22 protein-coding genes are annotated in these 21513 nt (G+C 53.3%); 6 read left to right on the top strand and 16 right to left on the bottom strand.

Translation table 11 applies throughout. The features are described 5' to 3' along the window. Positions 1 to 27: 27 nt before the first annotated feature. Complete coding sequence (gene yfbV, locus ACLJZ5_RS18540) at positions 28 to 483, bottom strand: terminus macrodomain insulation protein YfbV (RefSeq protein ID WP_000106617.1); 456 nt, start codon at positions 481 to 483, stop codon at positions 28 to 30. A 339-nt stretch (positions 484 to 822) separates the two neighbouring features. Between yfbV and ackA the strand changes: the two genes are divergently transcribed. From ackA to yfcC, 3 genes are all read left to right on the top strand, one after another. Continuing rightward, positions 823 to 2025: an acetate kinase gene (gene ackA / locus ACLJZ5_RS18535; protein ID WP_000095692.1), complete on the top strand. Its 1203-nt coding sequence runs from the start codon at positions 823 to 825 to the stop codon at positions 2023 to 2025. A gap of 76 nt (positions 2026 to 2101) precedes the next feature. Then, positions 2102 to 4246: a phosphate acetyltransferase gene (pta, locus tag ACLJZ5_RS18530; RefSeq protein ID WP_000086692.1), complete on the top strand. Its 2145-nt coding sequence runs from the start codon at positions 2102 to 2104 to the stop codon at positions 4244 to 4246. Positions 4247 to 4463: 217 nt separating this feature from the next. Then, on the top strand, positions 4464 to 5984 hold the full coding sequence (gene yfcC / locus ACLJZ5_RS18525) for a putative basic amino acid antiporter YfcC (RefSeq protein ID WP_031617860.1): 1521 nt from the start codon (positions 4464 to 4466) through the stop codon (positions 5982 to 5984). A gap of 48 nt (positions 5985 to 6032) precedes the next feature. Here the strand turns inward: yfcC and ACLJZ5_RS18520 are convergent, their stop codons facing one another. From ACLJZ5_RS18520 to ACLJZ5_RS18500, 5 genes are all read right to left on the bottom strand, one after another. Further along, positions 6033 to 6986: a transketolase family protein gene (locus ACLJZ5_RS18520; RefSeq protein ID WP_410959003.1), complete on the bottom strand. Its 954-nt coding sequence runs from the start codon at positions 6984 to 6986 to the stop codon at positions 6033 to 6035. Next, positions 6979 to 7809 carry a transketolase gene (locus ACLJZ5_RS18515; protein ID WP_024798165.1) on the bottom strand — a complete coding sequence of 277 codons (831 nt, stop codon included), beginning with the start codon at positions 7807 to 7809 and terminating at the stop codon, positions 6979 to 6981. Before ACLJZ5_RS18515 ends, ACLJZ5_RS18520 begins: the two co-directional genes overlap by 8 nt. Beyond that, the gene (locus tag ACLJZ5_RS18510) at positions 7806 to 9197 is read right to left on the bottom strand and encodes a PTS ascorbate transporter subunit IIC (protein ID WP_001522266.1); all 1392 of its coding nucleotides are present in this window, start codon (positions 9195 to 9197) and stop codon (positions 7806 to 7808) included. Before ACLJZ5_RS18510 ends, ACLJZ5_RS18515 begins: the two co-directional genes overlap by 4 nt. Before the next feature lie 20 nt (positions 9198 to 9217). Further along, positions 9218 to 9490: a PTS sugar transporter subunit IIB gene (locus tag ACLJZ5_RS18505; RefSeq protein ID WP_000699818.1), complete on the bottom strand. Its 273-nt coding sequence runs from the start codon at positions 9488 to 9490 to the stop codon at positions 9218 to 9220. 80 nt (positions 9491 to 9570) lie between these two features. Next, on the bottom strand, positions 9571 to 10014 hold the full coding sequence (locus ACLJZ5_RS18500; RefSeq protein ID WP_024798164.1) for a PTS sugar transporter subunit IIA: 444 nt from the start codon (positions 10012 to 10014) through the stop codon (positions 9571 to 9573). A 252-nt stretch (positions 10015 to 10266) separates the two neighbouring features. On the opposite strand from ACLJZ5_RS18500, the gene ACLJZ5_RS18495 reads away from it, so the two are divergent. Continuing rightward, positions 10267 to 11286 carry a LacI family DNA-binding transcriptional regulator gene (locus ACLJZ5_RS18495; protein WP_000026949.1) on the top strand — a complete coding sequence of 340 codons (1020 nt, stop codon included), beginning with the start codon at positions 10267 to 10269 and terminating at the stop codon, positions 11284 to 11286. Between the two features lie 5 nt (positions 11287 to 11291). Here the strand turns inward: ACLJZ5_RS18495 and yfcD are convergent, their stop codons facing one another. From yfcD to yfcF, 3 genes are read right to left on the bottom strand one after another with little or no spacing between them, the layout of a single operon-like run. After that, the gene (yfcD, locus tag ACLJZ5_RS18490) at positions 11292 to 11846 is read right to left on the bottom strand and encodes an NUDIX hydrolase YfcD (RefSeq protein WP_031617859.1); all 555 of its coding nucleotides are present in this window, start codon (positions 11844 to 11846) and stop codon (positions 11292 to 11294) included. A gap of 56 nt (positions 11847 to 11902) precedes the next feature. After that, complete coding sequence (yfcE, locus tag ACLJZ5_RS18485) at positions 11903 to 12454, bottom strand: phosphodiesterase (RefSeq protein WP_000772458.1); 552 nt, start codon at positions 12452 to 12454, stop codon at positions 11903 to 11905. A gap of 55 nt (positions 12455 to 12509) precedes the next feature. Beyond that, on the bottom strand, positions 12510 to 13154 hold the full coding sequence (gene yfcF, locus ACLJZ5_RS18480; RefSeq protein ID WP_000043010.1) for a glutathione transferase: 645 nt from the start codon (positions 13152 to 13154) through the stop codon (positions 12510 to 12512). A gap of 142 nt (positions 13155 to 13296) precedes the next feature. Here yfcF and yfcG point away from each other — a divergent pair, with 142 nt between their 5' ends. Together yfcG and ACLJZ5_RS18470 are read left to right on the top strand one after the other, a co-directional pair. Further along, entirely contained in the window at positions 13297 to 13944 is a 648-nt protein-coding gene (yfcG, locus tag ACLJZ5_RS18475; protein ID WP_000566563.1) for a GSH-dependent disulfide bond oxidoreductase, read from the top strand. Between the two features lie 125 nt (positions 13945 to 14069). Next, positions 14070 to 14963 (top strand): TIGR01777 family oxidoreductase, encoded by an 894-nt coding sequence (locus ACLJZ5_RS18470; RefSeq protein WP_001166274.1) that lies wholly within the window; start codon positions 14070 to 14072, stop codon positions 14961 to 14963. A 51-nt stretch (positions 14964 to 15014) separates the two neighbouring features. On the opposite strand, the gene hisP is transcribed toward ACLJZ5_RS18470, so the two are convergent. The 7 genes from hisP to ACLJZ5_RS18435 form a co-directional block, all read right to left on the bottom strand. Next, positions 15015 to 15788 carry a histidine ABC transporter ATP-binding protein HisP gene (gene hisP / locus ACLJZ5_RS18465; RefSeq protein ID WP_001293591.1) on the bottom strand — a complete coding sequence of 258 codons (774 nt, stop codon included), beginning with the start codon at positions 15786 to 15788 and terminating at the stop codon, positions 15015 to 15017. 13 nt (positions 15789 to 15801) lie between these two features. Continuing rightward, positions 15802 to 16509, bottom strand: a complete 708-nt coding sequence (hisM, locus tag ACLJZ5_RS18460) for a histidine ABC transporter permease HisM (protein WP_000569757.1) — start codon at positions 16507 to 16509, stop codon at positions 15802 to 15804. Then, entirely contained in the window at positions 16506 to 17192 is a 687-nt protein-coding gene (locus ACLJZ5_RS18455) for a histidine ABC transporter permease HisQ (protein WP_000965498.1), read from the bottom strand. Before ACLJZ5_RS18455 ends, hisM begins: the two co-directional genes overlap by 4 nt. 182 nt (positions 17193 to 17374) lie before the next feature. Then, on the bottom strand, positions 17375 to 18157 hold the full coding sequence (hisJ, locus tag ACLJZ5_RS18450; protein ID WP_000731868.1) for a histidine ABC transporter substrate-binding protein HisJ: 783 nt from the start codon (positions 18155 to 18157) through the stop codon (positions 17375 to 17377). Positions 18158 to 18394: 237 nt separating this feature from the next. Continuing rightward, entirely contained in the window at positions 18395 to 19177 is a 783-nt protein-coding gene (gene argT / locus ACLJZ5_RS18445) for a lysine/arginine/ornithine ABC transporter substrate-binding protein ArgT (RefSeq protein WP_024798433.1), read from the bottom strand. Between the two features lie 288 nt (positions 19178 to 19465). Further along, positions 19466 to 20035 (bottom strand): UbiX family flavin prenyltransferase, encoded by a 570-nt coding sequence (locus tag ACLJZ5_RS18440; protein WP_000825677.1) that lies wholly within the window; start codon positions 20033 to 20035, stop codon positions 19466 to 19468. 26 nt (positions 20036 to 20061) lie between these two features. Beyond that, positions 20062 to 21468, bottom strand: coding sequence for an amino acid permease (locus ACLJZ5_RS18435; protein ID WP_000380356.1), 1407 nt, complete (start codon positions 21466 to 21468; stop codon positions 20062 to 20064). Positions 21469 to 21513 lie beyond the last annotated feature (45 nt).

Here is a 21513-nt window from a genome sequence, read left to right as displayed (position 1 = left end):
TCTTTTATATGCGTAATCCGGGGTCAATTACAAATCATCCAGGAAAGTTTTATCCAGTTGTTTGAAGGCGCGCTTAAGCGTGTCAGCTAATGCCTGGTAATCCGGCTTTCCTTCTACCGGCGCCAGCGCTTGTCCAGCCTCCTGCAATTTACCGCGAACTTCGTAAAACCAGTTAAGGATTGAAGGCGGCAACGGCGTCACGGAACGTTTCCCTAACCACCATAATCCCTGCATAGGCAAGCTCAGGGCAAACAGGGCGGTCGCCACGGCCGGACCTAACTGACCGCCCAGCGCTATCTGCCAGCATAATGTAAAGACGGCGACAGGCGGCATAAATCGTATGGCATAGCGCGTCATACGAATGACGCGGTTTTCGACGAAAACGGGCGCCAGCCGCTTTTCCATCGGCCACGTCTTCGCGTAGTGCTGCCCCCGGCGAAATAAGCTAAAAAAATTTACGGAGCGATTATCCGGTGTCGACATGGCCTACCTCAACTTCACATATAAAATTTAAAAAATTTGTGCAAAACAACAACTGCGAGGGACAACGTTCAAAACATTTTGTCTTCGATACCCACTATCAGGTATCCTGTGTCGGCCTGTCAAAGGCCGGTAGTTTAAAATCATTGAGTCGTCAATATTACACATAGTATGCCATTGGCTGAAAAATACGCAAAATGGCATAGACTCAAAGGTATTTCTTCCATCATGCCCAAAAAAACTCCTGCGCATGATGTTAATCATAAATGTCAGGGCTATCATGCGCTACGCTCTATGGCTCACTGACGTTTTTTTAGCCACGTATCATAAATAGGTACTTCCATGTCGAGTAAGTTAGTACTGGTTCTGAACTGCGGTAGTTCTTCACTGAAATTTGCAATTATTGATGCAGTTAATGGTGATGAATACCTTTCTGGTTTAGCCGAATGTTTCCATCTGCCAGAAGCACGCATCAAATGGAAAATGGACGGCAGTAAACAAGAAGCGGCTTTAGGTGCAGGCGCCGCTCACAGTGAAGCGCTGAACTTTATCGTTAACACTATTCTGGCACAAAAACCAGAACTGTCTGCGCAGTTAACTGCAATTGGTCACCGTATCGTACACGGCGGCGAGAAGTATACCAGCTCCGTAGTCATTGATGAGTCCGTCATTCAGGGCATCAAAGATTCCGCCTCTTTCGCACCGCTGCATAACCCGGCTCACCTGATTGGTATCGCCGAAGCGCTGAAATCTTTCCCGCAGCTGAAAGATAAAAACGTTGCAGTATTCGACACCGCCTTCCATCAGACCATGCCGGAAGAATCTTACCTGTATGCCCTGCCGTACAGCCTGTATAAAGAACACGGCGTTCGTCGCTATGGCGCACACGGCACCAGCCACTTCTATGTAACTCAGGAAGCGGCAAAAATGCTGAACAAGCCGGTAGAAGAACTGAACATTATCACCTGCCACCTGGGCAACGGCGGTTCTGTTTCCGCTATCCGTAACGGTAAATGCGTGGATACCTCTATGGGTCTGACCCCGCTGGAAGGCCTGGTCATGGGTACCCGTTCCGGCGATATCGACCCTGCGATTATCTTCCACCTGCACGACACTCTGGGCATGAGCGTGGATCAGATCAACAAAATGCTGACCAAAGAGTCCGGTCTGCTGGGTCTGACTGAAGTGACCAGCGACTGCCGTTATGTTGAAGACAACTACACCACCAAAGAAGACGCAAAACGTGCGATGGATGTTTACTGCCACCGCCTGGCGAAGTACATCGGTTCTTACACCGCTCTGATGGACGGTCGTCTGGATGCAGTCGTGTTCACCGGCGGTATCGGTGAAAACGCCGCGATGGTTCGCGAACTGTCTCTGGGTAAACTGGGCGTGCTGGGCTTTGAAGTCGACCACGAACGTAACCTGGCGGCCCGCTTCGGCAAATCTGGTTTCATCAACAAAGAAGGTACCCGTCCGGCGGTGGTGATCCCAACCAACGAAGAACTGGTTATCGCGCAGGACGCGAGCCGTCTGACTGCCTGATTTCACACCGCCAGCCTCGCTGGCGGTGCTGTTTTGTAACCCGTCCCCAAAAGACGGTAACGAAAGAGGATAAACCGTGTCCCGTATTATTATGCTGATCCCTACCGGAACCAGCGTCGGCCTGACCAGCGTCAGCCTCGGCGTCATCCGTGCTATGGAACGCAAAGGCGTTCGTCTGAGCGTCTTTAAGCCTATCGCCCAGCCTCGCGCTGGCGGCGATGCGCCTGACCAGACCACCACTATCGTTCGCGCGAACTCTACCCTGCCGGCGGCTGAACCGCTGAAGATGAGCCACGTTGAATCTCTGCTCTCCAGCAACCAGAAAGACGTGCTGATGGAAGAGATCATCGCGAACTACCATGCGAATACCAAAGACGCGGAAGTGGTGCTGGTTGAAGGTCTGGTTCCGACCCGTAAACATCAGTTCGCTCAGTCTCTGAACTATGAAATCGCGAAAACGCTGAATGCGGAAATCGTTTTTGTCATGTCTCAGGGGACCGACACGCCAGAACAGCTTAACGAGCGTATCGAACTGACGCGCAGCAGCTTCGGCGGCGCGAAAAACACCAACATCACCGGCGTTATCATCAACAAACTGAATGCGCCGGTTGATGAACAAGGTCGTACTCGCCCGGATCTGTCGGAGATCTTTGACGACTCTTCCAAAGCGCAGGTGATCAAAATCGATCCTGCTAAACTGCAGGAATCCAGCCCGCTGCCGGTTCTGGGCGCGGTGCCGTGGAGCTTCGACCTGATTGCGACCCGCGCTATCGATATGGCGCGTCACCTGAACGCCACCATCATTAACGAAGGCGATATCAAAACCCGCCGCGTTAAATCCGTTACGTTCTGCGCGCGTAGTATTCCGCATATGCTGGAACATTTCCGCGCAGGATCGTTGTTAGTGACCTCCGCTGACCGTCCGGACGTACTGGTCGCAGCTTGCCTGGCCGCGATGAACGGCGTAGAAATCGGCGCCCTGTTGCTGACCGGCGGCTATGAAATGGACGCACGCATTTCTAAACTGTGCGAACGCGCATTCGCCACCGGTCTGCCGGTCTTTATGGTGAACACCAACACCTGGCAGACTTCGCTGAGCCTGCAAAGCTTCAATCTGGAAGTCCCGGTTGATGACCATGAGCGCATCGAGAAAGTTCAGGAATACGTCGCGAACTACGTTAACGCTGAGTGGATCGAGTCGCTGACCGCCACTTCCGAGCGTAGCCGTCGTCTCTCTCCGCCGGCGTTCCGCTACCAACTGACCGAGCTGGCGCGTAAAGCCGGTAAACGCGTAGTGCTGCCGGAAGGCGACGAACCGCGTACCGTCAAAGCGGCGGCAATCTGCGCTGAACGCGGCATCGCCACTTGCGTACTGCTGGGCAACCCGGATGAAATCAACCGCGTCGCGGCATCTCAGGGCGTTGAGCTGGGCGCAGGTATTGAAATCGTCGATCCGGAAGTGGTGCGTGAAAGCTATGTCGCTCGCCTGGTTGAGCTGCGTAAGAGCAAAGGCATGACCGAACCGGTTGCCCGCGAACAGCTGGAAGACAACGTGGTGCTCGGCACGCTGATGCTGGAGCAAGACGAAGTCGACGGCCTGGTTTCCGGCGCGGTTCATACCACCGCCAACACCATCCGTCCGCCGCTGCAGCTTATTAAAACGGCGCCGGGTAGCTCCCTGGTCTCTTCTGTGTTCTTTATGCTACTGCCGGAGCAGGTTTACGTTTACGGCGACTGCGCAATCAACCCAGACCCGACTGCAGAGCAGCTGGCAGAAATCGCGATTCAGTCTGCGGATTCCGCCATTGCCTTCGGCATCGAACCGCGTGTGGCAATGCTCTCCTACTCCACCGGCACCTCTGGCGCGGGCAGCGACGTAGAGAAAGTACGTGAAGCGACGCGTCTGGCGCAGGAAAAACGTCCTGACCTGATGATCGACGGTCCGTTGCAGTACGACGCCGCGGTCATGGCTGACGTAGCGAAATCCAAAGCGCCGAACTCGCCGGTTGCGGGTCGCGCTACCGTGTTCATTTTCCCGGATCTGAACACCGGTAACACCACCTACAAAGCGGTACAGCGTTCTGCCGACCTGATCTCCATCGGGCCGATGCTGCAGGGTATGCGCAAGCCGGTGAACGACCTGTCCCGTGGCGCGCTGGTTGACGATATCGTCTATACCATCGCCCTGACGGCAATCCAGGCTTCTCAACAGCAGCAGTAACAGTAAAAGCTAATGCCGGATGGCGGCGTGAACGCCTTGTCCGGCCTACAGGTGAGATACCGTTGTAGGCCGGATAAGACGCGTTAGCATCGCCATCCGGCATTCTGCTATTTACCCTGCAAAGCGGAATTTTTTGCTTAACTGCGCTGCATCAATGAATAACTATTCCCTTCTTCTCATACTTAGCCTCTTTGCTTTGCAACAGGGATAGTCTGTCATGTCTGTCGTTACAGAATCAAAAACAGCCAGAAAATGGGCAATGCCCGATACGCTGGTCATCATCTTTTTTGTCGCCATTTTAACCTGTATCGCCACCTGGGTCGTCCCCGTTGGGATGTTTGATAGCCAGGAAGTGCAGTATCAGGTCGATGGTCAGACAAAAACCCGCAAGGTCGTCGACCCGCACTCTTTTCGCATTGTGACCAATGAGGCCGGGGAAGCGCAGTATCATCGCGTACAATTTTTCACTACCGGCGATGAAAGACCAGGGCTGATGAATTTTCCGTTTGAAGGGTTAACATCCGGATCGAAATTCGGCACTGCCGTCGGCATCATTATGTTTATGTTGGTGATTGGCGGCGCATTCGGCATCGTGATGCGTACCGGCACCGTGGATAACGGCATTCTGGCGCTTATTCGCCACACGCGGGGCAACGAAGTCCTGTTTATTCCGGTGCTATTTGTCCTCTTTTCGTTAGGGGGCGCCGTATTTGGCATGGGCGAAGAGGCGGTCGCCTTTGCAATTATCATAGCCCCGCTGATGGTCAGGCTGGGCTATGACAGCATTACCACCGTCCTGGTGACCTATATCGCCACCCAAATTGGCTTTGCCAGTTCGTGGATGAACCCTTTCTGCGTAGTCGTCGCCCAGGGGATTGCCGGCGTGCCGGTACTTTCCGGCTCCGGGCTGCGTATTGTGGTCTGGATTGTCGCCACGCTGATTGGGCTGGTTTTTACGCTGGTCTACGCCTCACGCGTGAAAAAGAATCCGCTGCTGTCCCGCGTCCACGAATCCGATCGCTATTTCCGCGAACAGCAGGATGAAGTCGTCCAGCGCCCTTTCACCTTCGGCGACTGGCTGGTACTGCTGGTCCTGACCGGCGTAATGATTTGGGTCGTCTGGGGCGTGATTGTCCACGCCTGGTTTATTCCGGAGATCGCCAGCCAGTTTTTCACCATGGGCGTGGTGATCGGCCTCATCGGCGTTATCTTCCGCCTCAACGGTATGACGATCAACGTGATGGCGTCCTCATTCACCGAAGGGGCGAGGATGATGATCGCGCCCGCCTTGCTGGTGGGTTTTGCCAAAGGCATTCTGCTGCTGGTCGGCAACGGCGAAGCCGGGGAACCCAGCGTGCTCAATACGTTGCTTAACAGTATCGCTCATGGCATCAGCGGGCTTAATAATGCTATCGCCGCCTGGTTTATGCTGCTCTTCCAGGCGGTATTTAATTTCTTTGTCACGTCCGGTTCGGGTCAGGCGGCGTTAACCATGCCATTACTGGCGCCGCTCGGCGATCTGGTCGGCGTTAACCGTCAGGTGACTGTTCTGGCCTTCCAGTTTGGCGATGGCTTCAGCCATATTATCTATCCGACATCGGCCTCGCTGATGGCCACGCTGGGCGTGTGCCGGGTCGATTTTCGCAACTGGCTGAAAGTGGGGGCGTCGCTGCTGGGGCTACTGTTTATTATGTCCAGCGTGGTCGTCATTGGCGCGCAGATGATGGGATATCATTGATCCAAAATGCCGGATGAGCATCAGCGCCATCCGGCAATATCTCCATGATTAAAGCAGTGATTTCGCGGCTTCTACAATCGCTTCGGCGGTGAGTCCGTACTCTTGTTGTAAGAAATTCTGCGTTCCTACCTGCCCATAACGCTCTTTGACGCCAACACGGCGCATCGGCACCGGGCAGTTTTCCACCAGCACTTCCGCCACCGCTGACCCTAGTCCATTATGGATGCTGTGGTTTTCACACGTGACGATACGCCGCGTTTTTTCCGCATAGTTTTTCACCAACATGCGATCGATAGGCTTTAAGGTGAACATATCAATGACCGCGGCGCTCACACCTTCCTGCTCCAGTTGGCGCGCCGCCTCCAGCGCCTCCACCACCATAATGCCGTTGGCGATAAGCGTAATATCACCGCCCTCACGCAGTACGTTGCCCTTGCCAATGGTAAAGGTAGAGCCTGGCGCATAGATACTCCGCGCCTGCTTACGGATGGTACGCAGCCAGTAAAAACCGTCCAGATCCATTAGCTGGCGTAAAATATCCGCGAACATCACCGCATCCGTCACCTCCAGTACTACGGAGTGCGCCAGCCCGCGAACAATCCCCATATCTTCAAAAGACATATGGGTGCCGCCGTTATGGCACGCCGTCACTCCGGCATCGGAGGCGATCACTTTGACGTTGTTACGCTGATAATCCAGCGCCATGAAGAGCTGATCAAAACAGCGACGGCTGGCAAAAGCGGTAAAAGTATGCACAAACGGTTTGCGACCGGTCAGCGCCAGCCCCGCCGCAGTGCCAATCACATTCGCCTCCATAATACCGCAGTTAATGACATGCTGCGGGTAGTCACGCGCCACGCTGTCCATCGCCATTGAGCTCATTAAATCAGCCTCAAGCGCAATAATTGGGCTTCCGGCCTCAATCTGCCCAGCGACAAAACCGGCGTAAACTTTGCGCATTTCGATATCGTCTTTAAGCCCTGCGGGCGCAAGCTTAATCATGCATGACCTCCAGTTGATGAATGGCCTCATTGAGCGTCTGCTTCATGCCATCCGTCAGGCGTAAGTGGTGAGAATTCGTTAACTGCTCCAGGCATGGCACCCCCTGCCCTTTAATGCTGTCAAGGATCACTACCCGTGGCTGGGCATCGGCGGGCGGCACAGGCTGAACCACCGCCAGTAGTCCGGCGATATCATCGCCTTTGACGGTGACGACATCGAAACCAAACGCGCGGAATTTCCCTTCCAGATCGAACGGATTGATAATCTCCTCCAGCTCACCGTCAAGCTGCTGTTTGTTCCAGTCAATGAAAACGGTCAGATTATTCAGGCGGTGGTGGGCAATAAACTGAAACGCCTCCCAGCACTGCCCTTCATTCAGCTCGCCATCGCCGACAATGCAAAATACCCGGTTGGATCGCCGCGCCAGTTTATGCGACAAAGCCATTCCGCCCGCAATAGAGATGCCCTGTCCCAGTGAGCCGGTCGTGGCGTCCACGCCGCGCGTTTTTAGCCGATCCGGATGGCTGGGAAGACGGGTGCCGTTCTGGTTAAGCGTATTCAGCTCTTCGAGCGGGAAATAGCCTTTAATCGCCAGGGTACTGTACAACGCGGGGCCCGCATGGCCTTTCGACAGCACGAAGTAATCGCGCTCCGGCCAGTCCGGGTCGGCAGGGTCGATTTTCATCACCGCGCCGTACAGAACCGCCAGCGTTTCCACTACCGACATGCTGCCGCCATAATGACCAAAGCCAAGATGGTTTAAGGATTTGAGCGTGGCGACGCGAATGTCGCGCGCCAGTTGGGTGATTTCGGTTACGTTCATTCTTTCGCTCCGCTATTTTCCTGCACTTCGGCAGTCGCTTTTTTGTTTTTGGCCAACACGTTGTACGCCACCAGTAGCGCGAATAGCGCCACCACCAGCCCCGTGATAGCCATCGGCGACAGATAACGCGCCAGGTTACCCAGCAAAATACCGATTACGCCAAAGTCAGCATCCGAGAACGTGGTATTGGCGAAGCCGATCGCGCCGAGAACCGGCAGTAACAGCACTGGCAGGAAAGTGATTAATAGACCATTAGCAAATGCGCCGATCATCGCCCCGCGGCGACCGCCGGTGGCATTGCCAAAGACGCCTGCGGTCGCGCCGGTAAAGAAGTGCGGCACAACGCCTGGCAGGATCAACACAAGCTTCATCTGTCCAAGCAGGAACAGACCCACCAGCCCACCGAGAAAACTGAACAGGAAGCCAATCAGTACCGCGTTAGGGGCATAGGGATACACCACCGGGCAGTCCAGCGCCGGACGCGCGTTTGGCACCAGTTTTTCTGAAAAGCCGGTAAAGGCCGGAACAATTTCCGCCAGAATCAGACGGACGCCTTGCAGAATGATGAATACGCCGGCGGCGAAGGTGATTGCCATGATGATGGCGTACACCAGATAGTTTTGCCCGCCGCTAAACGTCGCTTCGACATACTCACGCCCTGCGCTGACTGCCATGATCAGATAGATAATCATCATGGTCAGCGAAATCGAGATAGAACTGTCGCGTAAAAAACTGAGGTTTTTCGGCAGGTTCATCTCTTCCGTGGAGCGGGAGCCTTTACCACACAGGCTGCCAATCCAGCCGGAAAGCACATATCCCAGGGTACCGAAGTGACCAAACGCAATGTCATCGGTACCGGTAATCCGCCTCATATAACGTTGGGCCAACGCCGGGAAGAAGGCCATCACCAGTCCCAGGATTAGCGATCCGGTGAAGACCAGCCCTACGCCCTCAAACCCCGCCACGGTCAGGATTACGCCAATCATACAGGCCATGTAAAAGGTGTGATGCCCGGTCAAAAAGATATATTTAAGACGCGTAAAGCGCGCCACGACAATATTGGCCACCATACCAAATGCCATAATTAACGCCGTGGACGCGCCATATTTCTCCAGCGCGATTGAAACTATCGCTTCATTATTAGGAATAATGCCCTGAATATTAAAAGCGTGTTCAAACATACCCCCTAGCGGGTTTAATGAACCCACCAGTACGGTTGCGCCGCCGCCAAGCACAATAAAACCTAAAATGGTTTTAATCGTGCCTTTTACCACATCGGAAAACGCTTTTTTCTGCGCCACCAGACCAATCAGCGCAATTAATCCTACAAGCACCGATGGCACTTTTAAAATATCAACAACAAAATTCAGCGTTTCAAGGATAAACATATCCACCTCGCCAGCAATAATTATTGTTTAGCGAACCATGCGCGCAGCTGCGTTTCCAGTTCGTTGATGTCGATGATGTTATTGATCACCACCAGTTGGCTTTCCGGCACGCTGGCGCTGGCCGCAATATCTTTGGCCATTACAAAAAGATCGGCGGCCCCGGGCGTGGCCGATGAGAGATCGGAGTGTTCCACTTCAGCGTCAATATTGAGTTTCTTTAATACTTTTTTAATGTTCATTTCTACCATAAAACTACTACCCAGGCCGGAACCGCAAATTGCCATGATTTTCATTATTATCACCTTTTAAAAGTAGAGTTGGTCTGCATCACGCACGGGCGTAATGTTATTTACCGCAAGAAAATGGAATAAAATCAAAAACGGTCAATAATCGCTTTAATGTCCTCCAGGTTTTTTGCCTGATGTAATTTTTCCATATCTACATCACTGGAAAATAATTCCGCCAGCGCCGATATCATTTCGATATGACTGTGCTTATCAGGCGCCGCCAGCATAATAATGATGTCAACCGGATCAAATTCGTCTGCGCCAAATGAAACGCCGCGCTGTAGTTTCAGTAACGATAAACCTAACCCTTTCGCCCCCTCTTCCGGCCTCGCATGCGGCATCGCTAACCCTGGCGCTAATACATAATACGGCCCAAGCTTTTGGTGCTGCTGAACAATCGCCGTAAGGTATTCCGGTGCGATAACACCTGCGTCCAGCAGGGGTTTGCCGCAAATTTCCAGCGCCTGCGGCCACGTTTCCACGCTCTCCCGTAGCGTGATGGTTGCGTCAGATAACCAGGTTCCCAGCATGTTATTCGCCCCCACGGTGTATGAAATTATGAACAAACTTTATTCAAGCCATTCGATATTAGCTGCGATCGTTATCACAAAGATAGCGCTACCAGCGACTATTACTCAGAATTGTGATAGCGCTATCAAATTAAAATCATGGTGTGAAATCACAGCAAAAAAGCGGATTTAAGGCGTATACTGCCAGTCATGCGAAGCAAAGAACGACAATAAAAAAGCATCTCAACATGTTGTAATGACGCAGGAATTTGTATGTCGATACCCCGTAAACGGCGCAGTACCGGTAAAGTGACTATCGCCGATGTAGCCCAACTTGCCGGTGTAGGCACGATGACCGTATCACGAGCCTTACGCACGCCGGAACAGGTCTCTGATAAACTCCGGGAAAAAATCGAAGCGGCAGTGCATGAGCTGGGCTATATGCCTAATCTCGCCGCCAGCGCGCTGGCGTCTGCCTCCTCGCACACCATCGCAATGGTCGTACCGAACCTTGCGGAAGCGGGGTGTTCTGAAATGTTCGCCGGGCTGCAACAAATTTTACAGCCCGCTGGCTACCAGATTATGCTGGCGGAATCGCAGCATCGCGTGGAACAAGAGGAGAAGCTGCTCGAAACGCTGCTGGCCTCCAACATTGCCGCGGCGATTCTGCTTAGCGTCGAACATAGCACTACCGTGCGCCAGTGGCTGAAAAATGCCTCTATCCCGGTGATGGAGATGGGCGCGATTCGCAGCGATCCTATTGATATGAATATCGGTATTGATAACGTTGCGGCAATGTATGAGCTGACGGAAATGCTGATTCAGCGCGGTTATCAGAATATCGGGCTGCTATGCGCCAATCAGGAGCAGTGGATTTTTCAGCAACATCTGCACGGGTGGTACAAAGCGATGCTTCGCCACCATATGTCGCCAAACCGGGTGATTAATGCCGCCTTGCCGCCCAATTTTTCTACCGGCGCGTCGCAGCTGCCGGAGTTTTTACTGGCGTGGCCGGAGCTGGACGCGCTGGTATGCGTATCGGATGAGCTGGCCTGCGGCGCGTTATACGAGTGCCAACGACGGCGGATCAAAGTTCCGGACGATTTAGCGGTGGTCGGGTTTGGCGATAGCGATGTCAGCCGGGTCTGCCAGCCGCCGTTAACCACAATGGCCGTACCGCACCGTAAGATTGGCAGTGAAGCCGGACGGGCGCTGTTGGAAAGGTTAAATCAGGGAAACTGGAGCGATCGAAAATCCATCGCCTCCAGTTTATGTATGCGGGAAAGCTGCTAAAACGCTTATTCCGTCTCTTCCGGTTTCTCCTGGAGCGCGGCTTCGTTTTTGGCGTTGCGGGTCATCCACAGCGCCAGCGCTTTGAGCGAGTCCGGCGTAAATTCATCACAGCGCGCGGTGATCTCCTCCGGGGTCAGCCAACACACTTCGCTGACTTCATCTTCCTGAAGCGCGAAAGGCCCGTGGGAAACGCAGCTAAACAGCGCGCCCCAAACCCGGCAATGTGGGTCTTCAAAGTAAAACAGACCGTGTTCGGCAAACGGCACGCCTGCAATACCCAACTCTTCTTCCGCTTCGCGGCGGGCAGATTCCAGTAGCTGCTCATCAGCCAGGACCACGCCGCCTGCGGTAGCATCTAACATACCGGGCAAAAAATCTTTTGTTTCGGTACGACGCTGCACCAGAATTTTACCCATACCATCATGAACGACGATATACGTCGCACGATGCCGTAAGCGTTGCGCACGCATCTGTTCCCGGCTGGACTGTGCAATGACTTCATTGTCTTCATTCACAATATCCACCCATTCCGTACTTGCCAAACGACGCTGTTCCACCATCAGGAAACCTTCTTATTTCTGGCGCTCTTACGGCGCATTTACGTTTGTGAGGTAAATTACGAGTTAATTGCAACCTGCGCAATGATACTTTGATCATTGAGTGCGATTACGCTCAACACATTATCATCCAGAATACCGTAGCTTGCCGCATACCCGCCTTTCGGGATGCTCACTGACCCAGGATTAAAGTGATACAGTCCTTCCTGCTGTTGCGCCACCGGCAGATGCGTATGACCATAGACCAACACATCGCCAGTATGCAGAGCGGGCAGATTCGTCGGCCCGAAGAGGTGCCCATGCGTTAAAAATAGCCGCCTCTCTTGCGTCAATATTTGCTGCCACGGCGCAGTTATCGGAAAATGCAGCAGCATCTGATCCACTTCGCTATCGCAGTTGCCGCGCACGGCAATGATTTGCGTCGCCACCGCGTTCAGGCGTTCGGCGACCTGAGCGGGCGCATAGCCTTCAGGCAGCGCATTTCGCGGCCCGTGGTTAAGGACATCGCCTAATATCACCAGCCAACGCGCGCCGCTTTGCGCGAACCGCTCAAGCACGCGTTCCGTGGCGGGTAAAGAACCATGAATGTCCGATGCGAACATCAGTTTCATCGCTCACTCCTCGTTGTGAAAAACGGCGTTATGATACTGGAATATGAATAGATTTTCAGCCTGAACGCTTCGAGGAAAGCGCAATAAAACGCTGTACGGAAGCACGCTGCCACTGGAATGTCGCATACGCCGCCAGCGACGCCGGCACGTCATCGCCATGCAGCGCCAGACGATTGATCATCAATGCCAGATCGGTATCGGCAATGCACCATTCACCAAATAAATTTTGCGTCCCCTGCCCCAATAGCGCTTCAGCCGTCGCAAACAGTTTTGCCGCGCTGGCTTTTCCAGCCTCGCTTAGCGGCGCTTTTTTCGCCCCGGCAAACACCACGTCGGTAGGCCGTTCTTCGCGAAGCGGCAGTAAATCGCTGCGTAGCCACGCCTGAATCTGTCGCGCGCGGGCGCGTTTTTGTAAATCGTGCGGGTAGATACGCTCCCACTGCGGCGGCGCGAAACGCTCCTCCAGGTATTCCGCAATAGCGGACGACTCGCTCAGCTCAAAATTGTCGGCCTCAAGCACCGGTACGCGCTGCGTCAGCGCATATCCCCGCCAGCCAGGTTGCAGATGTTCTCCCTGGTCCAGATCGCGGGTTTTCAGAGTAAAGGAAAGCCCTTTTTCTTGTAATGCCACCCAAGCGGACAAGACGTAGGGAGAGAAAAAGTTCGCATCCGACCACAGCACAATAACAGGCTTACTCATAATGTCCTCTTGAGGGCGTATTAGGTTTCTTCCCAAAATATAGCGTCTTTCGCCTGCTGTCACCTGATGAAAACTAACACACATCAGGAGGCTTTCTATACTTAATTCAGCCCAGACTCTTTACGCATATGCAGGAGCCAAAATGATTGACCTTTACTACGCCCCCACGCCCAACGGGCATAAAATAACGCTGTTTCTGGAAGAGGCGGAGCTGGCGTATCGTTTGCTAAAAGTAGATATCAGCAAGGGCAATCAGTTTCGCCCTGATTTTTTGGCTATCTCTCCCAATAATAAAATTCCTGCCATCGTCGATCACGCCCCGGCAGACGGCGGTCAACCGCTTAGTCTTTTTGAATCCGGCGAAATTCTTCTCTACCTGGCGGAAAAAAGCGGCAAACTGCTTAGCGGGGAGCTGCGTGAACGCCATACCACGCTGCAATGGCTGTTCTGGCAGGTCGGCGGGTTAGGGCCGATGCTGGGCCAGAATCACCACTTTAACCACTTTGCGCCGCAGGCCATCCCCTATGCGATTGAACGCTATCAGGTTGAAACGCAACGCTTATACAACGTCCTGAATAAACGCCTGGAAACCTCCCCGTGGCTGGGCGGCGACCACTACAGTATTGCGGATATCGCCAGTTGGCCGTGGGTTAACGCACATCAGCGTCAGCGAATCGATCTTGATACCTACCCGGCGGTGTATAACTGGTTTGAACGCATTCGCACGCGTCCTGCGACAGCGCGCGCGCTGTTACAAGCGCAACTGCACTGTAACAGTACGAAAGCGTAACGCGGTAGCATACATCATGTATGATGTAGAGGTGTATACACGGAAAAAACCTGCGTCCGGCACCCTTATTCGTATTAAAAAACTGACATTAGGGAAGAGGAAATCCTCCCTACTCTGGAGGTCATATGCAGATTCTGATTACTGGCGGTACGGGCCTGATAGGGCGTCATCTCATTCCCCGGCTGTTAACACTGGGGCACCAGGTGACGGTCGTTACGCGCAATCCCGATAACGCGCGTCAGATTCTCGATTCCAGAGTGACATTATGGAAAGGGCTGGCGGAACGTGAGCACCTCAATGAGATTGATGCCATCATCAATCTGGCGGGCGAACCGATTGCCGACAAGCGCTGGACGTCGCAACAAAAAGAACGGTTGTGCCAAAGCCGCTGGGCTATCACGCAAAAGTTGGTGGATTTAATTCATGCCAGCGCAACGCCGCCCTCGGTGTTGATATCCGGCTCCGCCACGGGCTATTACGGCGATCTGGGCGACGTTGTCGTCACTGAAGATGAGCCGCCGCACAACGAATTTACGCATAAACTTTGCGCCCGCTGGGAACAGATTGCCTGTCGTGCGCAGAGCGACCAGACCCGCGTCTGCCTGCTGCGTACCGGCGTTGTCCTGGCGCCGCAAGGCGGGATTCTGGGGAAAATGGTTCCGCCGTTTCGCCTCGGACTCGGCGGTCCGGTGGGTAATGGTCGGCAATATCTGGCCTGGATTCACATCGACGATATGGTCAACGGCATCCTGTGGCTGCTGGATAACGATCTTCGCGGTCCCTTCAATATGGTCTCGCCCTATCCCGTCCATAATGAGCATTTTGCTCATGCGCTGGGTCGTGCGCTGCGTCGTCCGGCGATTATTCGCATTCCGGCGACGGCAATTCGCTTATTGATGGGAGAGTCGTCAGTGCTGGTGCTGGGCGGACAGCGGGCGCTGCCAAAACGGCTTGAAGCCGCCGGATTCGCATTTCGCTGGTATGATTTAGAAGAGGCGCTGGCGGATGTGATTCGCTAGTTCCCAAAGCGCCGTATCCTGCCCGGTAAGCGATGCGCCGCCGGGCTTCTTTTATTTCAGCGAGCCTTTCAGGAATTGCTGTAAACGCGGGCTTTGCGGATTGCCGAACACCTGCTCCGGATCGCCCTCTTCTTCAATTTTCCCCTGATGCAGAAAAATAACGTGCGAAGAGACATGGCGAGCGAAGCCCATTTCATGCGTGACCACCACCATCGTTTTGCCTTCTTCCGCCAGTTGTTGCATGATGCGCAACACTTCGCCGACCAGTTCAGGATCGAGCGCCGAAGTAGGTTCATCGAACAGTAAAACGTCAGGTTCCATCGCCAGCGCGCGCGCAATAGAAACGCGCTGCTGTTGGCCGCCGGAGAGATGGACGGGATATTTGCCCTGAGCGCGCTCATCAATCCCCACCTTCGCCAGATATTTCAACGCCCGCTCGCGCGCGTCGTGCTTGCTTAATCCCAGTACCTGAATCGGCGCTTCCATCACATTTTCCAGCACCGTCATGTGGCTCCAGAGGTTAAAGTGCTGAAACACCATCGTCAGGCGGGTACGCAACAAGCGTAGCTGATTTTTATCCGCCACTTTGAGCTGCCCGTCTTTGTCGCGCACCAGATTAATGTTCTGACCGTTCACGATAATCGCGCCTTCGCTCGGTTTTTCGAGGAAGTTAATACAGCGCAAAAAAGTGCTTTTACCGGAGCCGGACGAGCCGATGATGCTAATCACATCTCCGGCGCGGGCCTGCAGCGATACCCCTTTCAGCACTTCATGACCGCCGTAGCGTTTGTGCAAATCGATAACGTGTAATTTATTTTCTGACATCATGTTACTCGAATTATTTAGAGGACACGTGCTGCAACCAGCGTCTTTCCGCCCGACGGAACAGGCTTATCAGGACATACGAAATGAGTAAATACAACACGGCGGCAATGCCAAACGCGGTAAACGGCTGGTAAGTCGCTGAGTTAATATCGCGGGCGATTTTCAACAAATCCGGCACCGTCGCGGTAAACGCCAGCGCCGTAGAGTGCAGCATTAAAATCACTTCGTTGCTGTAGGCAGGCAAGGCGATGCGTAATGCCGACGGCAAAATAATGCAGCGATACATTTTAAATGACGAGAAGCCATAGGCCCGTGCCGCTTCAATTTCACCGTGCGGCACCGAGCGAATCGCCCCGGCGAAAATTTCCGTGGTGTACGCGCAGGTATTCAGCGTCAGCGCCAGTACGGTACAGTTCAGTCCGCTGCGGAAAAACGCGTTAAGAAGATCGGTGCCTTTGACTATCTCCAGCGTATACATCCCCGAATAGAACACCAGTAGCTGTACGTACAGCGGCGTACCGCGAAAAATATACGTAAACAGCCAGATGGGAAAACGGATGAATTTATTACTGGAAACGCGACCTACCGCCAGAACCACCGCCAGAAGACCGCCCATCACCACCGATGAAATTAACAACCACAGCGTAATCGCCACGCCGGTAAAACGATAGCCATCCGTCCACAGCAGGGATTTCCAGTACTCCTCAATGATCTCAATCACAAATCGGCCCTCTTCACGCCCACGGAATAGCGACGCTCAAGTAAGAGCAGCACACCATTGGAAACGGTGGTAAATACCAGGTAGATAAGTCCACAGACCACGGCAAAATAGAAAGGCTCCCAGGTGCTTTTACCGGCAAGCTGCGTGGCTTTGACGACATCTTCCAGGCCCAGCAGCGACACCAGCGCCGTCGCTTTGAGTATCACCTGCCAGTTATTGCCGATCCCCGGCAGGGCGTAACGCATCATCGCCGGGAACATAATCCGCCGGAAGGTTTGCCCGTGGGTAAAACCAAAAGCCGTCGCCGCCTCGATATGGCCTTTCGGCACCGCCATAAACGCGCCGCGAAAGGTTTCGGTAAAATAGGCGCCGTAGATGAAACCAAGGGTGATAATACCGGCCACCATCGGATCAATATCTATCTGGTCGATACCCAGCGAATCGGTCACCACGTTAAGCGCGATTTGCAATCCGTAAAATATCAGCAGCATTAAGACCAGATCCGGCACCCCGCGAATCAGGGTGGTGTATCCTTCAAAAATAAGCCCCGTTACCCGGTTTTGCGAAAGCTTCGCCCCCGCGCCGACAAGACCGATAAGCACGGCCAGCACCACGGAACTGAGCGCCAGTTCCAGCGTGACGATCGCGCCCTGTAAAATTACGCCTGAAAACCCGTACAACATGCAGCCTGTCCTGTTGTGTGTGGTGAAGTAAGAAGCCTCTTTTGCATTTTTGCCTCACATCACGCCGGATGGCGGCTGTGCCTTGCCCGGCCTACGATGCTCCCCGTAGGCCTGACACGCACAGCGCCATCAGGCAATGCAGACAGTCAACATTCTTTGGGCTTTATCTGCACCGACGGTGATTAACCGCCATAAACATCAAAATCAAAGTACTTTTTCGCCAGCTTTTCGTAAGTACCGTCAGCACGCATTTCAGCAAAGGCTTTGTTCAGCGCTTCGCGCAGCTCGTTATCCTCTTTGCGCAGCCCCATACCGGTTCCTACGCCGAATAACTTCTCATCTTTCACCGCCGGGCCGCCGAATTTATAGTCTTTTCCGACGGGCTGTTTAAGGAAACCTTCGCTGGCCGCGACCTCGTCCTGGAACGCTGCATCAATACGACCCGCCGTCAGATCGGAATAAATGTTGTCCTGCCCCTGGTAAGAGACGATCTCAATCCCTTTCGGCGCCCAGTGCTCATTGCCGAAGGTCTCCTGCGTCGTCCCCTGTAGCACGCCGACGCGCTTGCCTTTCAGCGACGCGACGGTCGGCTGAATATCAGAGTTCTTCGCCACCACCAGACGGGAATCAGCGGCGTAAAGCTTGTCGGTAAACGCGATTTCCTGCTGGCGCTTTTCAGTGATGGACAGCGAGGACATGATGGCATCAATTTTCTTCGCTTTTAAAGACGGAATCAGCGCATCCAGCGGGTTTTCCACGAACGTACACTGTGTGTTGATACGTTTGCACAGCTCTTTGGCCAGATCGATATCAAAGCCGACCAATTCACCTTGTGCATTTTTGGATTCAAACGGCGCGTATGTAGGATCGGTACCGATACGAATCTTTTGTGGAATAGCGGCAAATGCTGCGGTAGCGCTGGAAAATGCCAGCACCAGAGAAAGGGATAACGCCAGTTTTTTCATAACTATCCTCAACAGACTGTCTTTCCAGGAGATCTTTACAGATCCGATGCGACTATCGTGCCATTAATCAGGCCGACAAGGCAAAGCATTCTACCTTGTCAGCCGGTTTATTTTGCATAAAAATCGATTAAGTATGCATTTATGTGCCTGTTCCGCAACGGCTTATGCACCAAAAAGGTGCAAAACATCTATTTTGCACCGTGATAGTTCCCCATCGCGGCGCGTTATCCCCTTTTCTCAATCGCCGTAGACATTAAAATCGAAGTACTTTTTGGCCATTTTGTCGTAAGTTCCGTCCTGGCGCAGTTCGGTCAGCGCTTTATCAAACGCGGCTTTTAGCTCGGTATCGTCTTTGCGCAGCCCAACCCCCGTCCCGTCGCCAAAATATTTTTTATCCTTCACGGAAGGACCGGCAAACGCATACTCTTTGCCCGCAGGCTGCTTCAGGAAACCTTCGCTGGCGGCGACTTCATCCTGTAATGCGGCATCCAGACGACCGGCAGTTAAATCGGAATAGATAAGATCCTGGTTGGCATAAGCCACCACATCCACACCTTTTGTGCGCCAGTTATCATTGGCGTAAGCCTCTTGCGTGGACCCTTGCAGCACGCCGACATGCTTGCCTTTCAGCGATTCCAGCGTCGGCTGAATGGGAGACCCTTTTGCCGCAATCAGGCGTGAATCCGCAGCGTAAAGTTTGTCGGAAAACGCAATTTCTTGCTGGCGTTTATCGGTGATAGAGAGCGATGAAATAATGGCATCAATTTTTTTTGCTTTTAGTGAGGGAATAAGCGCATCAAAGTCGCTGGCGACCCAGGTACATTTCACCTGCATACGCTTACACATTTCATTACCGAGATCGATATCAAAGCCAATAAACTCGCCTTTGGAATCTTTTGATGAGAAAGGCGCGTAGGTGGTATCTGTTCCAATACGAACCGTTTGCGGGAGCGCGGCGTAACTGGCCGCCGTCGCACCCAAACCTATCAGCAAAGACAAAGCGAGAACGGTCTTCTTCATACATACCCCTCAAGTGGCGTCATTTTCTTATGTTTTACGTGGTGTTGTGTGTTTGCAGACTTTTTCATGCAGGTCTTATGCCATTTTCACGTCAGCAAAACGATTCGACGTTAAATTTGTTAATAAAACGTTGCAATATTGTCCTGATGTTGAAGATAGCAGGTATGACGGTTGAACCGCAGCGTTTCGGCGGCTTTTAACGAATTAAATGTTGAGGATATGATCGCGGTTACAAAATTGCCCTGAAACAGGGCAACAGGGACAATAATGCACGCTAAACAGACAACGCTATGCGCCCTGCCAGCGAACAAAAAGATCGTGCGGAAGGGGGATATCAAACTGATCCAAAACTCGGTTAACCGTTTGATTTATAACATCATCTAACGTCTGAGGAAGATGGTAAAAAGCCGGAACCGGCGGCATAATCACCGCGCCTATCTCAGCGGCCTGAGTCATTAAACGCAAATGCCCGATATGCAGCGGCGTTTCACGCACACACAGCACCAGAGGTCGCCGCTCTTTTAATATCACATCCGCCGCGCGGGTAAGCAGTCCGTCAGTATAACTGTGGACAATCCCCGACAGCGTTTTAATCGAACAGGGCAAGATAACCATTCCCGCCGTCGGGTAAGAGCCCGAGGAAATGCTGGCGGCAATGTCGCGCGCATCGTGCGTCACATCGGCCAGCGCCTGCACCTCGCGCAGCGAAAAATCGGTCTCCAGCGCCAGCGTTTGCCGGGCCGCCTGGCTCATCACCAGATGCGTTTCCACGCTATCGACATCGCGCAAAATTTGTAATAAGCGCACGCCATAAATCGCTCCGCTGGCGCCGCTAATTCCTACAATGAGTCGTTTCATGTTCTCTTACCGTTTACGAGCGCCGTTCATCCCACTGTGTTACGTAATCGGCTCAAAGTGGGTCTGAAGAGATACCATGACAAAAGAATCCCTATCATAAAAGCCAGCTCAACCAACATTATCACTACCCCTTGCTCACTAAACCAGGTGCCGACCATAATGGCAAAATTGGTGATAATGACAAATCGGGCCGTCCAGGGGAAAAGCGGCGATCGATAGCGTAGCAAATCGCTGGCGTACGTTCCATTACGCACCGATTGTCGGAAACGATACTGGCACCATCCGATGGTTATCCATGCCAGGCAACCCACCTGCCCGGTACTGGCGATCAGATATAAATAAAATTGCTGTGCGGGAATATAGCGGGTCAGCAACGACACCAACGCCAGCAAGGCCGTGATTAAAATAGCATACACCGGCACGCCGCCGCCGTTCGTTTTACCAAAGCAGGCTGGCGCAAAGCGATCGCCCGCCATAGACCACAGCATACGCGAACTGGCGTAAATGGCCGAGTTAGCGGCAGAAACCGCGGCGGAAAAGATCACCAGCGTCATCAGCGTATCCGCCCCCGGAATGCCCGCGTGGGAGAATACCCATACAAAGGGACTTTGTCCATTTGGCGTCAGTTCATGCGGATAGACCAGCGCCAGCACCGCAATCGCCAGGCCGTAAAACAAAATGATTCTGAGACCGATCCCCAGGATCACTTTCGGTAAAATAATGTGCGGCGATTCGGTCTCTCCTGCCGCATTTCCTACCAGTTCCACCCCCTGGAAGGAGTAAATCACGATCGTCATACAGACCACAATTTGCTCCCAACCGTGTGGAAACCACATTCCGTCTGTTTTTAACGTCGGGTGCCAGTCACTATGGCCCATTAGCGAGTAGATCATGACTCCGCCCGCGCAGATAAACAGCACGATCGCGAAGACCTTAATGGCCGAAAGCCAGTATTCGCATTCGCCAAAACTTTTTGCGGAGGTAAGATTGATGGCCGTCAGGATGAGCAGAATCGCCAGGCAGAACATATATACCGGAACCGCGGGGAAAAACTGGTGAGCAATAAACCCTGCGGCAGTGAGGTCGGCTGCCAGGGAAAAGACCCAGCTAAACCAGTAAAGCCAGCCAATGGTATAGCTCCAGCAAGGTGACGGCATAAACATCAGCGCGTAATGTTGAAATGAACCGGAGTGAGGAAAGGCGCATGATAATTCGCCAAGACACATCATCGTCGCCAGCATAATGGTTCCGGCAAACAGATAGGCCAGTAAGGTTCCCGCCGGCCCGACGCTGCTTAACGGCTCGGCAATGCCGATAAATAAGCCGGTGCCAATCGTGCCGCCCAGCGACATCATCAGCAGATGCCGTTTCTTCAGGTTACGCCGCAGACCGCCTTCAGGCTCTGCTGGCGGTGATTGTTGCAGGGTATCCATCGTTACTCCCTGTCTTTCGTGAGGTCAAAGATGCCGCCGCGACAT

This window comes from Salmonella sp. 5800, from assembly GCF_046558195.1.
Lineage (GTDB): Bacteria > Pseudomonadota > Gammaproteobacteria > Enterobacterales > Enterobacteriaceae > Salmonella > Salmonella enterica.
Note: the sequence above shows the minus strand (reverse complement) of the source record. Positions and strands in the feature narration are given on the sequence as shown.

Bases quoted from the DNA above. Each gene is read 5' to 3' on its own strand.
- ACLJZ5_RS18500 (WP_024798164.1), bottom strand. From the start codon at position 10,014: ATGCTGGGAACCTGGTTATCTGACGCAACCATCACGCTACGGGAGAGC.
- hisJ (WP_000731868.1), bottom strand. From the start codon at position 18,157: ATGAAAAAACTGGCGTTATCCCTTTCTCTGGTGCTGGCATTTTCCAGC.
- argT (WP_024798433.1), bottom strand. From the start codon at position 19,177: ATGAAGAAGACCGTTCTCGCTTTGTCTTTGCTGATAGGTTTGGGTGCG.
- ACLJZ5_RS18510 (WP_001522266.1), bottom strand. From the start codon at position 9,197: ATGTTTATCCTTGAAACGCTGAATTTTGTTGTTGATATTTTAAAAGTG.
- yfbV (WP_000106617.1), bottom strand. From the start codon at position 483: ATGTCGACACCGGATAATCGCTCCGTAAATTTTTTTAGCTTATTTCGC.
- yfcE (WP_000772458.1), bottom strand. From the start codon at position 12,454: ATGAAACTGATGTTCGCATCGGACATTCATGGTTCTTTACCCGCCACG.
- ACLJZ5_RS18455 (WP_000965498.1), bottom strand. From the start codon at position 17,192: ATGTTGTACGGGTTTTCAGGCGTAATTTTACAGGGCGCGATCGTCACG.
- ACLJZ5_RS18520 (WP_410959003.1), bottom strand. From the start codon at position 6,986: ATGATTAAGCTTGCGCCCGCAGGGCTTAAAGACGATATCGAAATGCGC.
- yfcC (WP_031617860.1), top strand. From the start codon at position 4,464: ATGTCTGTCGTTACAGAATCAAAAACAGCCAGAAAATGGGCAATGCCC.
- ACLJZ5_RS18515 (WP_024798165.1), bottom strand. From the start codon at position 7,809: ATGAACGTAACCGAAATCACCCAACTGGCGCGCGACATTCGCGTCGCC.
- ACLJZ5_RS18470 (WP_001166274.1), top strand. From the start codon at position 14,070: ATGCAGATTCTGATTACTGGCGGTACGGGCCTGATAGGGCGTCATCTC.
- hisP (WP_001293591.1), bottom strand. From the start codon at position 15,788: ATGTCAGAAAATAAATTACACGTTATCGATTTGCACAAACGCTACGGC.
- ACLJZ5_RS18505 (WP_000699818.1), bottom strand. From the start codon at position 9,490: ATGAAAATCATGGCAATTTGCGGTTCCGGCCTGGGTAGTAGTTTTATG.
- yfcD (WP_031617859.1), bottom strand. From the start codon at position 11,846: ATGGTGGAACAGCGTCGTTTGGCAAGTACGGAATGGGTGGATATTGTG.
- ACLJZ5_RS18495 (WP_000026949.1), top strand. From the start codon at position 10,267: ATGTCGATACCCCGTAAACGGCGCAGTACCGGTAAAGTGACTATCGCC.
- ACLJZ5_RS18435 (WP_000380356.1), bottom strand. From the start codon at position 21,468: ATGGATACCCTGCAACAATCACCGCCAGCAGAGCCTGAAGGCGGTCTG.
- ACLJZ5_RS18440 (WP_000825677.1), bottom strand. From the start codon at position 20,035: ATGAAACGACTCATTGTAGGAATTAGCGGCGCCAGCGGAGCGATTTAT.
- ackA (WP_000095692.1), top strand. From the start codon at position 823: ATGTCGAGTAAGTTAGTACTGGTTCTGAACTGCGGTAGTTCTTCACTG.
- yfcF (WP_000043010.1), bottom strand. From the start codon at position 13,154: ATGAGTAAGCCTGTTATTGTGCTGTGGTCGGATGCGAACTTTTTCTCT.
- yfcG (WP_000566563.1), top strand. From the start codon at position 13,297: ATGATTGACCTTTACTACGCCCCCACGCCCAACGGGCATAAAATAACG.